This window comes from Alcaligenes sp. (assembly GCF_050255915.1).
Lineage (GTDB): Bacteria > Pseudomonadota > Gammaproteobacteria > Burkholderiales > Burkholderiaceae_B > Alcaligenes > Alcaligenes aquatilis.
The window spans coordinates 85,410-99,221 of record NZ_JBFWIQ010000003.1 but is presented as its reverse complement, the minus strand read 5'-3'; the positions used below and the strand labels follow the sequence as shown (position 1 = coordinate 99,221).

General features: G+C 53.3%; 14 protein-coding genes. 6 read left to right on the top strand and 8 right to left on the bottom strand.

All coding sequences use genetic code 11. The annotated features are described in order from the left end of the window. From AB7E06_RS04545 to xsc, 3 genes are all read right to left on the bottom strand, one after another. Nucleotides 1–390, bottom strand: coding sequence for a nuclear transport factor 2 family protein (locus AB7E06_RS04545; RefSeq protein ID WP_108727562.1), 390 nt, complete (start codon nt 388–390; stop codon nt 1–3). Between the two features lie 28 nt (nt 391–418). Beyond that, the gene (locus AB7E06_RS04540) at nt 419–1,225 is read right to left on the bottom strand and encodes a thiazole synthase (protein WP_094196909.1); all 807 of its coding nucleotides are present in this window, start codon (nt 1,223–1,225) and stop codon (nt 419–421) included. Between the two features lie 76 nt (nt 1,226–1,301). Next, complete coding sequence (xsc, locus tag AB7E06_RS04535; RefSeq protein ID WP_427955384.1) at nt 1,302–3,116, bottom strand: sulfoacetaldehyde acetyltransferase; 1,815 nt, start codon at nt 3,114–3,116, stop codon at nt 1,302–1,304. Nucleotides 3,117–3,324: 208 nt separating this feature from the next. On the opposite strand from xsc, the gene AB7E06_RS04530 reads away from it, so the two are divergent. Further along, a complete protein-coding gene (locus AB7E06_RS04530) occupies nt 3,325–4,290 on the top strand; it encodes an AAA family ATPase (protein ID WP_094196911.1) in 966 nt (321 codons plus the stop codon). 14 nt (nt 4,291–4,304) lie between these two features. After that, complete coding sequence (locus AB7E06_RS04525; protein ID WP_427955381.1) at nt 4,305–6,038, top strand: cobaltochelatase CobT-related protein; 1,734 nt, start codon at nt 4,305–4,307, stop codon at nt 6,036–6,038. Here the strand turns inward: AB7E06_RS04525 and AB7E06_RS04520 are convergent. Further along, complete coding sequence (locus tag AB7E06_RS04520) at nt 6,007–6,816, bottom strand: IclR family transcriptional regulator (protein WP_094196913.1); 810 nt, start codon at nt 6,814–6,816, stop codon at nt 6,007–6,009. The genes AB7E06_RS04525 and AB7E06_RS04520 overlap by 32 nt on opposite strands. A gap of 138 nt (nt 6,817–6,954) precedes the next feature. Here AB7E06_RS04520 and pta point away from each other — a divergent pair, with 138 nt between their 5' ends. Together pta and AB7E06_RS04510 are read left to right on the top strand one after the other, a co-directional pair. Then, entirely contained in the window at nt 6,955–7,956 is a 1,002-nt protein-coding gene (pta, locus tag AB7E06_RS04515; RefSeq protein ID WP_427955377.1) for a phosphate acetyltransferase, read from the top strand. Continuing rightward, complete coding sequence (locus tag AB7E06_RS04510) at nt 7,953–8,711, top strand: sulfite exporter TauE/SafE family protein (RefSeq protein WP_230017946.1); 759 nt, start codon at nt 7,953–7,955, stop codon at nt 8,709–8,711. Before pta ends, AB7E06_RS04510 begins: the two co-directional genes overlap by 4 nt. A gap of 164 nt (nt 8,712–8,875) precedes the next feature. Here the strand turns inward: AB7E06_RS04510 and AB7E06_RS04505 are convergent, their stop codons facing one another. The 3 genes from AB7E06_RS04505 to AB7E06_RS04495 form a co-directional block, all read right to left on the bottom strand. Further along, nucleotides 8,876–9,388, bottom strand: coding sequence for a GNAT family N-acetyltransferase (locus AB7E06_RS04505; protein ID WP_427955373.1), 513 nt, complete (start codon nt 9,386–9,388; stop codon nt 8,876–8,878). A gap of 47 nt (nt 9,389–9,435) precedes the next feature. Continuing rightward, nucleotides 9,436–9,921 carry a YajQ family cyclic di-GMP-binding protein gene (locus AB7E06_RS04500; RefSeq protein WP_094196916.1) on the bottom strand — a complete coding sequence of 162 codons (486 nt, stop codon included), beginning with the start codon at nt 9,919–9,921 and terminating at the stop codon, nt 9,436–9,438. A 74-nt stretch (nt 9,922–9,995) separates the two neighbouring features. After that, nucleotides 9,996–11,648, bottom strand: coding sequence for an acyl-CoA synthetase (locus tag AB7E06_RS04495; protein WP_094198364.1), 1,653 nt, complete (start codon nt 11,646–11,648; stop codon nt 9,996–9,998). A gap of 200 nt (nt 11,649–11,848) precedes the next feature. On the opposite strand from AB7E06_RS04495, the gene crcB reads away from it, so the two are divergent. Beyond that, nucleotides 11,849–12,235: a fluoride efflux transporter CrcB gene (crcB, locus tag AB7E06_RS04490; RefSeq protein WP_108727567.1), complete on the top strand. Its 387-nt coding sequence runs from the start codon at nt 11,849–11,851 to the stop codon at nt 12,233–12,235. Then, nucleotides 12,232–12,984, top strand: a complete 753-nt coding sequence (locus AB7E06_RS04485; protein WP_427955368.1) for a glutamine amidotransferase — start codon at nt 12,232–12,234, stop codon at nt 12,982–12,984. Before crcB ends, AB7E06_RS04485 begins: the two co-directional genes overlap by 4 nt. Here the strand turns inward: AB7E06_RS04485 and AB7E06_RS04480 are convergent. Beyond that, nucleotides 12,933–13,760: an AraC family transcriptional regulator gene (locus AB7E06_RS04480; protein ID WP_094196919.1), complete on the bottom strand. Its 828-nt coding sequence runs from the start codon at nt 13,758–13,760 to the stop codon at nt 12,933–12,935. The two genes, AB7E06_RS04485 and AB7E06_RS04480, sit on opposite strands and share 52 nt — an antisense overlap. Between the last annotated feature and the right edge of the window lie 52 nt (nt 13,761–13,812).

Below are 13,812 nucleotides of genomic sequence, written 5' to 3'. Positions count from 1 at the left end.
TTATTCCCCGCTGGTCACTGGGGGACGATTCTTGCGGAAGGCATTTTTAATGGCAATTTTGTCACCCTCAAAAGTGAACAAATCCACCATCAGTGCTTCATGTTTGCCGCCATTCAAGTCTGTGCCTTTAAAGCGAGACGTAGACACGGCATGGTTAGCATCCAACATGTAGAAGTCACCATCTAACCATGCAGCATCCGGGAAGTTCTTCCAGGCAGACTCAAAGGCCACGCGTACTTTCTCATGGCCCTGATGAGTCGTGCCTACAACCTCATTACCCGCGATCGCGTAGAACACACAATCGTTGGTCATCATGCTCATGATGGCGTCAAGGTCATGGTCATTCCAAGCTTGGGTGTACGCTTTCAATAGTTCTAATTTTTGATTCATTTTCTTGTGCTCCTTCCAGTTATCGTCGTTATTGCACTACCGGCCGTGCATTGCTATGTATGAGCCCTGTCGTAGGCGATGAGGCTTCGGCCAGATAATGTTTCTTGGGCATGCGTCCGGCTAAAAACGCATCGCGTCCCGCCTGCACGGCCCTGCGCATGGCTCGTGCCATACGAATGGGATCTTGTGCGTAGGAAATGGCAGAGTTCATCAGCACCGCATCACACCCCAGTTCCATGGCGATGGTGGCATCTGAAGCCGTTCCCACCCCGGCATCCAACAGCACAGGTACATTTATTTGGTCCAGGATCAGACGTATATTCCATGGATTCAAGATACCCATGCCCGAGCCGATAATGGAGGCCAGTGGCATGATGGCTACACACCCCATGTCTTCCAGCATACGAGCTTGTATCGGGTCGTCAGAGCAATACACCATCACATCAAAACCGTCTTTAACCAGCGTTTGCGCGGCCTTCAAGGTTTCAGGCATATTGGGATACAAGTTTTTCTCACTCCCAAAAATTTCCAGTTTTGCCAAGGAGTGGCCATCGAGCAGCTCACGCGCCAGGCGCAGTGTGCGTACTGCATCGTCGGCACTGAAGCAACCTGCCGTGTTAGGTAAATAGGTGTAGTCCTGCGGAGAAACGTAGTCCAGCAAACTGGGCTCACCCGCCTCCTGACCGATATTGGTACGGCGGATGGCAACCGTGACAATCTCTGCCCCGCTCTGCTCAACAGCTTCACGGGTTTCAACAAAGTCCTTGTATTTGCCAGTGCCTACCAGCAGTCTGGATTGGTATGAGCGGCCTGCTATAACGAGTGCATCTTCCATAAAACAGCCTGTTCTTTTGTTGACCTCAACAGGAGGGGCAAAGCAACCCCTCCAGGCACCACTCAATCTGAAAAAATTAGACGTAGTCTTTATATTTTTCCAGCAAACGCACAGGACGCTTCAGTGCATCACGACGGAACGGATCGCCCAGTTCCCGGGTACACATGATTTCCAACACGCAGGTTTTCCCCTCCTTCATCTGCATGTCAATCGCGCGTTTGAATGCAGGACCCACATCCTCCAAACGGTCCACGACTATACCCTCCGCCCCCATGGCTTTGGCAATGTCTGCAAACGAGGCATTGTCCAGTTCACCGGCGACAAAGCGGCGGTTGTAGAACTCCACCTGATTCTTCTTCTCGGCACCCCACTGTCGGTTATGGAAAACCACCGCCGTCACTGGAATTTCATGACGCACTGCTGTCATGATTTCCATCATGCTCATGCCCCATGCGCCATCACCGGCATACGACACGGCGGGACGCTCGGGCGCAGCTGTTTTGGCACCAATAATGGTTGGCAAAGCGTAACCACAATTACCAAAGCTCATCGGTGCAAAAAAGCTGCGTGGTTTTTCAAAGCGCAGGTAACTATGAGCCACAGAGTTGATGTTCCCAATATCGGTAGACACCATCACGTCGTCAGGCATGGCTTTTTCCAGCTCACGCAATACTTGACGCGGGTGCAGGTACTCTCCGCCAGTAAAGGTTTTCTCTTTGGCGTTTTCAGCAATCATGTCCAAGCTGTATGGGTCGGTTTCATGTGTCCACGAATCCAGCTCCGCTTCCCATGTTGCTTTCTCTGCAGCAATGGTCGCTGCACGTTCGTCTTTCGTTGCATCGCTTGCCAGCTCCTGTGCATTCACACGAGCCAGCAATTCTTTGGCTACAGCCTTGGCATCACCGCAAATACCAACGGAGATTTTTTTCACCAAACCCAGCATTTTGTGGTCGGCATCGATCTGGATGATCTTGGCGTTTGTAGGCCAGTAATCAATACCGTACTGAGGCAAGGTGCCGAATGGTCCCAATCGCGTGCCCAGGGCAATCACCACATCAGCTTGCGAGATCAGCTTCATACCTGCTTTCGAACCTTGATAACCCAAAGGACCGCACCACAGTGGATGGCTGGCAGGGAACGAATCATTGTGCTGATAGCTATTTACAACGGGTGCTCCCAAGCGCTCGGCCAAGGCTTTGCATTCCTCGACAGCATCGCTCATGACCACCCCGCCGCCAGAAATAATGACTGGGAATTTAGCCTTGGACAGCAATTCCAGAGCTTCTTCCAGTGCCTTTTCACCGCCGTGACCACGATCCAGTTTGCGAGGTGCAGGGATCTCACATGTCACTTCACCGTAGAAGTAGTCACGTGGAATATTCAATTGGGTGGGCCCCATTTCTGTCATCGCACGCTCGAAACACAAGCTGGTGTATTCGGCCATACGAGCAGGATTGGTGACATGCCCTTGATACTTGGTGAACTCCTGGAACATGGGCAGCTGATTACATTCCTGGAAGCCACCCAGCCCCATCGTATTGGTACCTGCTTCTGGCGTCACAATCACCACGGGGCTATGCGCCCAGTAAGCGGCTGCAATGCCGGTCACGCAATTACTAATGCCAGGGCCGTTCTGGCCGATCACCACACCATGTTTACCGGATACGCGGGCATAACCATCAGCCATGTGCGCCGCCCCCTGCTCATGCACAACAGGAATCAAACGGATCCCTGCTGGAGCAAAAATATCCATGGCGTCCATAAAAGCGGACCCCATAATCCCAAACATATCCTTCACGCCGTAGGACACCATGGTCTCTACAAACGCCTCTGACGGGGTCATTTTTGTTAATCCGCTTACCGGTTTACGGTTATCTGCTACCTGGCTCATCACCTAGTCTCCATTGATATACAAAGTCAGTGTCTGGCACACCATATCTATCAAAAATCTTATTATTCGAGATCTTTTGATCACCTTATCGAGAAAAAAATAGGCTGTCAATCAGAAAATAGCTAATAATCTCGATATTCGATATATTTAGTACCATAAATTGTGTATAAATAGATGGAAACCCTAAGTCTGAGCTAAAGGAGTAAAGATGTCGCAAAAAACAGAGATACCCGAACATACCGTTTCAGTAAATACGGAATTTGGTATAAAAAGCGCATTGCATGTACCGGCTTTCAGTGAACGCTCAGAGTACGTCCCTGCTCTTGATAAGGCGTACCGTTTTGATCCTGAGGTCACCTTGTCATTGCTTGCCGGCTTCGCTCACAACCGACGCGTCCTCATACAAGGCAGACACGGCACAGGGAAATCCACACACATAGAACAAGTGGCCGCCAGACTGAATTGGCCGTGTATACGCGTGAACCTGGACGGTCATATCAGCCGCTTAGATTTAGTAGGTAAAGACACCATTACCATTCAAGACGGGCTGCAAGTCACACGCTTTCAGGAGGGGGTTATTCCTTGGGCAATGCAACGCCCGATGGCCTTGATACTGGACGAGTACGATGCAGGCAGACCCGATGTAATGTTCGTGATTCAACAGATACTGGAACAAGATGGCCGCTTTACCCTGCTGGATCAAAACCGTGTTTTGCACCCTCACCCCTACTTCCGTATTTTTGCCACGACCAACACCTTGGGCCTAGGCGATCAGACTGGCTTATATAGAGGTACTCATAGCCTGAACCATGCCCAACTGGATCGTTGGAACATTGTCAGCACCCTGAATTATCTGCCTGCCGCCCAAGAAGAAGCCATTGTTTTGGGACGCGTGCCCAGTAAAAATACCGAGCAGGGCAAGCACGATATACAAGCCATGGTGGCGCTAGCCAACCTGACCCGACAAGCATTCTCTGTGGGCGATTTATCCACGCTAATGTCACCGCGCACCGTAATTACCTGGGCGGAGAACTGCACCCTCTTTCACGACAAGCGCCGTGCTTTTGTCGTCTCTTTCTTCAACAAATGCGATGAAAGTGAACAAAACCTGGTAAAGGAGCTGTATCAACGCTGCTTTAACGAAGAGCTGGTACCCAGCGACGCAACCGCCTGACCCAGGAACACCGCATGAGCACCCCAGCCAAGCCTGATCTGCGTGAGCAACGCCGCATACGTGAACTAAGCGCCATGGTGACACGCACCTTGGCCGACGATGCACACGTACACATACGACAGCAACTTTTTTTCAAAGCCAATCGCCCCTTGGTCGCTTTGGCTCCTCACCTGCATTTACATAAAATAGAAACCCTACAAAGCATGCGGGGCGTGAGCGATAGCCTCGCCTTGCGTTTACTGCATACCCGCAGCAGCCTGCATCAGCAACTGATGCCCTCGACCGCCGTATCCCGATTAATTTTTGATTGGCTGGAGGCGCTGCGCACCGAATCTTTAGCCCCAAGCTCTATGCCCGGCATGCGCCATAATTTGCAGCAACGTTTCTATTTTTGGTCGGCAGGTTACTACCACGCCCGCCACACGGAAAGTGAGTTAGGCATTTGGCTCTATACCGTGGCACAGATGTGTTGGAGCCGTTTGAATGCACTGCCCGTCTATGCAGAAACCGAGGATTTCATTGAAAGCACCCGTGCTGGCTTAACGCCGGAGCTGGGCCCGTTGCTGTATCAATTACGCAAGCACCGTAATGACCAGACCACATACGCCACCTACGCACTACAGGTAGCTGCACTGGTGCAGCAAGAAGTGGAAGCGATGCGCCAAGCACAGCCTGCCTGTGCAAACGATCCGGAAAATGAACCCGAGTGGGATGATTTTTCGTTACTGCTGGATTTTGATGGGGACGGAGTGGCGTCAATTGCACACACTATCAGCAATACCGAGCCGCCGTCTCAGCATACGCAAGAACAGTATCAGGTGTACGACGAGCAATATGACAAAGAAGAGCAGCTGGCCGAACTCATACGTCCCGAGTTGCTCAACGCCTATAGGGAGCAGATTAATCAGCGTATTGCCCACCAGCACGTGCACCTGAACCTGCTGGTACAACGCCTCCGGCGTGCCTTGACGGTATATAGCAACCCGCGCTGGGAGAACGATCAAGAAGATGGGTACATTGATGGTGCACGGCTAAGTCAACTGGTGAGCAACCCCAACGAGCGTCGTCTGTTCAGACAAGCGATGCTGGCCGCCCATACACCATGCAGTATCAGCTTCCTGGTAGATTGCTCAGGTTCAATGAAACACCATGCCGAAACGGTAACGCTAATGGTGGACATGCTTAGCCGCACTTTGGAACAAGCCGGTGCCCAAACAGAGGTGCTGGGTTTCTCGACGCATGCATGGAATGGCGGCAAGCCGTTTAAGCGCTGGATGGCACGGCAACGCCCTGCCAATCCGGGCCGATTAAATGAAGTCAGCCATCGTATTTTCAAGTCGGCACACACACCTTGGAAACGAGCAAACCGAGACATCACCGCACTGATGAAACTGGACTATTACCGTGAAGGCATTGATGGCGAAGCCGTGCAATGGGCATGCCGACGATTGCTGTCACAACAAAGCGAACGCAGGATTCTCTATGTGCTATCGGATGGCTGTCCGATGGACAGTGCGACCAAGCTCGGCAACCACGAACATTATTTGGAAAATCACCTGCTACAGGTGTTGGCACAGGCAAGCCAACAAGGCATAGAGGTGTGGGGTATAGGCATAGGTCTGGATCTAAGTCGGCTCTATACGAATACGCTGATTGCAGATTTTGAGCACGGCCTGGATAACCACTTTCTGGATGACTTTGTGCGTAGCCTACGCCCTACTCGCTGTGGCCCTGGGTCTCAATCTTAGCCAAAGCGGTAGCCGCCCGTTTTAATGCGGGCAAACACAACAGCGCCTTATCGGGTGTCATGCGCATCACAGGTGCTTGCATGGCAACCGCCATATTGGAGCGCCCGCCATCAGCGCGAGGCACCAATACCGCCACACAAAACAAACCAGGCAAAAACTCTTCGTTGTCGAAGGCATAGCCACATTCCTTAACCAGCGCCAACTCTTTTTCCAGCTCATCCAAGGTGGTGATGGTGTTTTTGGTATAGCTTTCCAAGGAAATCTCGGCCAACAAACGGCGACGTTGTGCAGGACTCATTTGTGCCAACAGCACTTTACCGCTGGCAGAGCAATGGATAGGCACTCGTGATCCGGGGCGTAAATAAAAGCGCAAAGGCGCCTCGGTTTCAACCCTGTCCAGATAGAGCACCTCACCACCAGACAGTGCCGTCAAGTTACAGCTTTCACCTAGCTCGTTACCCAAATTGCGCAGCACCGCCCGCCTGGCACCGTATTTCGTGTCGTTGAGCAGTAAATCTTCAGCCAGGCGACGTAAACGTCCGCCCACACAGTAATGCCTGCCATCCGTATCGCGGGCCAACATACCGGCCCCTTCCAGTTGCTGCAACATACGATGCACGGTTGGTTTGGGCAGCTCAATCGCATCGACCACATCCTGCAGAGCAAACATACGATCCTGACTGGCAATGAGTTCCAAGATGCTGAACAAACGCATAGTGGGTGTATCGCCAGCGTTCTTTACTTTTGACTCACGTACTTTTGCTTGTTTTTCAGTCATATACAGGACTCATTTTTTAGACTCTTTACAGGCCATTGTATAGCAAAAAATACTTGAATCTTGTTGCAAACCCAAAAAATCTGCTATATATCTCATTAAACAGAACAATTAATCTCAATAATCAAGAAGAGGTATAGAGTGCGCTTACTGGACAACATCATTGAGGCGGCACGTCGTCAACCTGCCACCATCGTATTGTGCGAGGCCGATGACCCTAGAGTGTTAAGCGCCGCGCAACGCGCCCAAACCGACGGCGTCGCTCAGATTATTGTCGTGGGGTCTCGCGTCGCTATTGAGACTTGCGCTCAACAACATGCGATTTCACTGAAGGGCCTGCGCATCGAAGATCCTCGTGACTCCACCTTGCGGGCCTGCCTGGAGACACAGTTGTTAGCCCTGCGGGCTCCCAAAGGCATGAGCGCCGAAGATGCCGCGACTCAAATACAAGACCCCTTATGTTTTGCCAACATGCTGGTGCATAGCGGTGTTGCCGGTGGTTCTGTTGCTGGGGCTGTATATAGCACTGCCGATGTGGTTCGTTGTGCCTTGCAGTTAATCGGGAAAGCACCTGGGGCAGAGCTGGTGTCCAGCTTTTTCTTGATGCTGATGTGCCAAGCCCACCACCCCTTTCAAGGAGGAATGATTTTTAGTGACTGCGGTTTAGTGGTTGACCCTACTGCCGAACAACTGGCTTGTATTGCCCAAGCGGCTGCTCAGTCTTCCCGAGCCTTGCTGCAGACGGAACCGCGTGTCGCCATGCTGTCTTTCTCTACTGCCGGAAGCGCGAACCACCCCGCCGTCGATAAGGTTATCAAGGCCGCACAGTTGGTTAAGCAACGTTGCCCTGATTTAGCCATTGATGAAGACATACAGTTGGATGCCGCTTTAGTACCTGCTATTGCGGCGCGCAAACTACCTGATTCACATGTGAAGGGACTGGCGAACGTATTAATTTTCCCCAACCTTGAGGCAGGCAACATAGCTTACAAGGCCGCTGAACGTCTGGGCCAACTGACCGCTATTGGCCCCCTGCTACAAGGTTTACGAAAACCTGCCAACGACCTTTCCCGAGGCTGCAGCAGTGACGATATTTACGCTGTCATCGCTATCACCTGTTTGCAAGCGCTGTCCACATCATGAGCTGGACCTCCACACTGCTTTTACTGCTCATTATTGCTATCGGCACCTATTTTCAAACCGTCACAGGTTTTGGTCTGGCGATGATTGTTATAGGGATCAACAGTGCTGCAGGGCTGACTGACATGCCATTTATTGCCTCAGTAGTCAGCCTGGTAAGCCTGGTCAATAGCGGTGTCGCCTTACCTCGACACCTGCACCATATAGACTGGCGTTTGGCAAATACCACCCTATTGGGTGTCATCCCCGCCAGCATACTGGGTGTCGTGCTATTAAATTTCCTAAATACCCAGGCCACCAGTATTTTGGAGCTCCTGCTGGGCTGCGTGATTAGCTATGGCGGCATCACCTTTGCCTTACGCCCCCGCCAACAGAAAAAGATATCCCGCCTACGATCTTTCTTCTCCGTAGGCTTTATTTCTGGGCTATGTGGGGGCTTATTTGGTATTCCTGGGCCACCCATTATTTTTCACTTGTACAGGCAACCCATCAGCTTGACCGTCACTCGCAATATGCTGCTGCTGATTTTTGCATGTACTGCCTTTTCCCGCAGTCTGTACGAGCTCATTACTATCGGCTTTCCGAAAGCTACGCTGACCACCACCTTATTAGCCGTCCCTTGCGTGGCCTTGGTCACCCTCCTCACACAACGCTTTCCGCCCCCTATCAGCGTGAACGCAGTACGCCACATCACCTTTGCTACCTTGATATTGATTGGTGCCAGCTTGATAGTACGCAGTCTCAGCAGATTGCTATAAACATCTTTCTGTGTGATCGGGGGGCAATCATTCGTGTATTTTCCCATTTTCTGGCTGCCGTCCTGATAAAAAAACGTGCAATCTCATTAAACAGAATCAATACACCACACGCTCTTATCACAGCGCCCTGAAATAAAAAATGGCCGGAATATTCCGGCCATTTTTTAGACAATCAGACAGTCCATGAAACTGGCCTGATCGCCATACTGACGCAACTTTGCTTCCAGCACGGGAGCAGGAACACCTTCAATGGGCTTATAGCCAAGACGCTGCCAATACCCTACTGCCGGTCCTAAAGACACGAGGCTGCAACGACTCAGACCACGCTGCCAGGCGTAGCGACGACCGGCCTGCAACAAGGCCCCGGCCACACCACGGCCTTGTGCTCGGCGCATCACGGCGCAATCGTGAATAAACCATTGGTCTGCAGGCGCAGGCAAGCTTTTCAAGGCATCCCCCAGGGACGGCGGCAACAGCCCCGCCCAGGGATAGGACACCAAATACCCTTGCAATTGATCGTCGGCATCGCGTGCCACCCAGCAGCTCTCCGGCGCCAGTTCCAGGCGGTTCTGATAAAAGCTGCGGTCTTCCAGAATATCCGCGTCATACACATCAGCCTGAACCTCCAGCACCTGGTCCAGATCGTGCAAACGCATTAATTCAATCTGTAAAGTCATACCTACTACACAGCGGCCTACTACCACCACCGTGCCATTTTACTTTGTTAATCGCGGAAGTTATCGTACTGCAAAGGCAAATCCACCTCGGTCTGTTTAAGCAACGCGATGGCAGCCTGCAAGTCGTCCCGTTTTTTGCCAGTCACACGCAGTTTCTCACCTTGAATCTGCGTATCCACTTTCAGCTTGGCGTTCTTGATGGCGGCAATCAGCTTCTTGGACGTAGGCTGATCCAGCCCCTGGCGCACTTTCACTTTCTGACGGGCACCGGCCACGTTTTCCAGCACTTTTTCCGTATCCAGGCAACGCACATCAATACCACGGGCTGCAATACGACCACGCAAAATCTGCATCATTTGCTCCAGTTGAAACACGCTGGGAGCCGACTGCAAAATGGTGTTCTCGTCTTCAAGTTCAAATTTGGCATCCGTACCTTTGAAGTCAAAACGGGTAGCCAACTCGCGGCTGGCTTGTTCGACTGCGTTACGCAACTCGTGGGTATTGACCTCGGATACAACGTCAAAAGATGGCATTCCTAACCGTCCTGTTCCTTAAGTGCAGACAGGCCGCATAAAGCGACCTGTGTGCTTTTTAGAAAACGCTGGTCTTAGTCCGAAGCGGCTTGCTTGGCCTGCTGACGCAGCGCGAATTTCTGTATTTTACCTGTTGCCGTTTTGGGCAACTCTATAAAGCTGAAATGTCGCGGTATTTTAAAGCCAGCCAAGTACTGACGGCAATGCGCGCGCAGTTCTTCCACGGTGACTTCCGCACCGGGACGCAGTTCCACGTAGACATGAGGCGCTTCGCCCCACCGTTCATCAGGCTGAGCGACGACAGCGGCCGCCTGCACGGCCGGATGCCGATACATGACGTCTTCAATCTCGATGGAGGAAATATTCTCGCCCCCGGAAATGATGATGTCCTTGCTGCGATCCTTGATGCGCACATAGCCGTCGGGTTCGCACACTGCCAGATCGCCAGTATGAAACCAGCCTGCTCCCAAGGACTCCTGAGTGGCTTCGGGATTTTTCAGGTAGCCCTTCATGGTGATGTTGCCACGGAACATGATCTCGCCCATGGTCTGACCATCTGCAGGTACAGGCTGCATGGTCTGTGGATCCAGAACCTGCACTGCCCCTTGCAGGTGATAGCGCACGCCTTGGCGGGCATTGCGCTGCGCACGTTCCTGAATGCCCAGTTCATTCCAGGGAGCATGTTGTGCACAGACCGAGGCTGGACCATAGGTTTCAGTCAGGCCATAAACGTGGGTCAGTACAAAACCCATACGCTCCATGCCTTCGATCATGGTGGCTGGAGGTGCAGCGCCTGCCACCATGGCCGACACACCCTTGGGCAGGCGGGACTTCAAGGCTTCGTCGGAGTTGACCAGCAAGGAATGCACAATGGGCGCACCACAGTAGTGGGTAACGCCATAATCGACCATATTGTCCACCATGGCCTGAGCTTCCACCTTGCGCAAACAGACGTTCACGCCAGCACGAGCCGCGATCACCCAAGGGAAAGTCCAACCATTGCAATGGAACATGGGCAGGGTCCACAGATAGACCGCATGCTTGGGCATGTCCCATTCCAAGACGTTGGACAAGGCCCCCAGATACGCGCCACGGTGGTGATAGACCACGCCTTTGGGCTTGCCGGTAGTACCGCTGGTGTAGTTCAGGGCAATTGCATCCCACTCGTTGGCGGGCAATTGCCATTCGTAATCCGGGTCACCTCCGTCAACAAACTCTTCATAGGTTTGCGAGCCGATGCGCTCTGCGCCAGTGTCAAAATAAGTGTCCACGACGTCAATAACCAGAATGGGCTCTTTGCTTTCGCGCAGGCTCAGGGCTTCTTTCATGACGGCGGCAAATTCGCTATCCACCAGAACCGCACGCGCTTCGCCGTGATCGAGCATATAAGCGATGGTGCTGGCATCCAGACGGGTATTCAAGGTGTTTAACACGGCGCCGCACATCGGCACGCCAAAGTGAGCCTGAACCATGGGCGGAGTATTGGGCAACATCACAGCCACGGTGTCGCCCTTGCCTATCCCTGCCTTGGACAAGGCACTACCTAGCTGACGGGTGCGAGCATAAAGCTGCGACCAGTTCATCTTGATGCCGTTTTGGGCGGGCCCGTAAACCAGAGCCGGGTAGTCAGGGTAGACAAAAGCACTGCGCTCGATGAAATCCAGCGGCGACAAAACACGATAATTGGCGTCTGTCTGGGGCAAATCCTGATCGTAAATACTCACCACAAAGTCTCCAAAAAAAGGGCGGGCTAACCGAAATCCACGGCGGTCCGTCTGATAATTGCGCTCATACATTAGCTGGCTACAGCGCTTTGGGCAAGGTCGCCTTTTCAGCTATAGAGGCGCATAATAACACGCTATCTAAGGTATATATCGCGACCGGCTGACTGCTCGCTGACAGTTTGCCCCCTACCCGAAGGTGCTTCATGCCCGTAGCCATGCTGTATATTGCCGCCGGAGGTGCACTGGGCGCACTGCTGCGGTGGCTCCTGAGCCAAGGTCTCAATGTCCTGTTCCCTACGCTGCCCCCCGGTACTTTGCTGGCTAACTTGCTTGGCAGCTATTTGATGGGCATTGCGATGGCCTATTTCAGCGGATTGGGGCTGGGCCACGAAGGCTGGCGCATGTTCATCATGACAGGTTTCCTGGGCGGCCTGACGACCTTCTCTACCTTCTCTGCCGAAATCATGACCCTGATGATGCAACAGCGTTATATCTGGGCCTTGGGCGGCATCGCCATCCATGTCGTCGGCTCCTTGCTGATGCTGGGTCTGGGCATGGCCACCTGGGGCCTGCTGCGGGGACAGACATGATAGACGTGCATTTTCTGCAAGCCGGCTCCCCTCCACCGGATGTGGAGCAACGTTTCGGGAATCAGAACGCCTGGTTCAAACGTGCCTTGCAAGCTCTGGAGGTGAATGTCCACACTTGGCGAGTCCATCAGGACAAGGCCCTGCCCGCAGCAGACTGCCCGGACCCTGTCGTGATCAGCGGTTCCTGGAGCATGGTCACTGACGAGCCGGACTGGAGCGAAAATCTGGCCGCCTGGATTCGGGAGCGCTATCAGACCCCCATGCCTTTGCTGGGTATTTGCTACGGTCATCAATTAATGGCTCACGCCTTGGGCGGACGTGTGGATTACCATCCTCTGGGGGCCGAGGTGGGCTATCTACCCATTCACCTGTCCGAGCAGGCGCACGAGCATGAGTTGCTGACCCATCTGCCCATGCAGTTCCCTGCCCTGCTCACGCACCAGCAAAGTGTGCTGAGTTTGCCGGACCATGTGCAAGTGCTGGGCAGTTCCGCCCACGACCCCTATCAAATCCTGCGGTACGGCCCCGCGCAGTGGTCAATCCAGTTTCACCCTGAGTTTTTTGCCGGCCTGCTGCGATACTGCGTGCTGCGAAAGGCTGAGTCCTGGCGAGCCCAGGGCATAGACCCGAAAACCCTGGCAGACCCCATTCAGGACACGCCTGACGCCCGTCGTCTGCTGTGCCATTTTGTGCAGATTTACTCGTCCAGCGGCCCCAGTGGACGACGGAAAAATTCGCCAGGGGTTTGACCCATCAAATCCCGAAAAGCCGCTACAAAGGCCGACATGCTGTCGTAGCCGCATGCCAGGGCGACATCAGTCACCCTTTCATGTCGCTCCAAAAGAGGCAAGGCACTCATGACACGCAAGCGTTGACGCCAGACCCGAAACGTCAACCCCGTTTGCTGGCGAAACAAACGGCTCAAGGTTTTTTCTGACAAACCCTGTTGCCCTGCCAGATCCTGCAAACTCCAGTCGCCCGATGGGTGGGCCTGCAATTGCTCACACACCTGCAAGAGGCGCGGGTCCGAAGGCCAGGGCAGAATCAGGCCGCTTTCAGGTGCAGCCAGCAAACGATCCAGCAAGACCTGCACCAGGCGCCCCTGTGCCCCCTCTCGCTCATACAACACAGGCAAAAGGCTGAACTCGCGAATCAGCTCGCGCAACAAACGGTCTACGATCACCACGCGACACGCCGTTGGTGCTTCAGGCAAGGCACTGACATCAATATAAAGACTACGAATCTGAGCATCGGGCGAGCTACGCACCCCATGCTCAACGCCTGCAGGCACCCATACCGCCTGCTGAGGCGGCGCCATGAAACGACCGCTGGCCGTGCGCACCTCGATCACCCCAGTCAGAGCATAGGAAAACTGCACCCAGGGATGTCGATGAGGACGAGCAATAGCTTGATTGGGCAAGGTACGCTCCTGGCCATACAACGGCCTGGGCAGGTAGCGCAACTGCTGCAAACTCGCTGGAATTGGCTCCGCCGGCATCAGAATGTCCGTTTGTCGATAATCCATATCCGTTTAGCGATAAACCCCCAAAAAAGTCTACGGTACAGTGAGGCCTTTC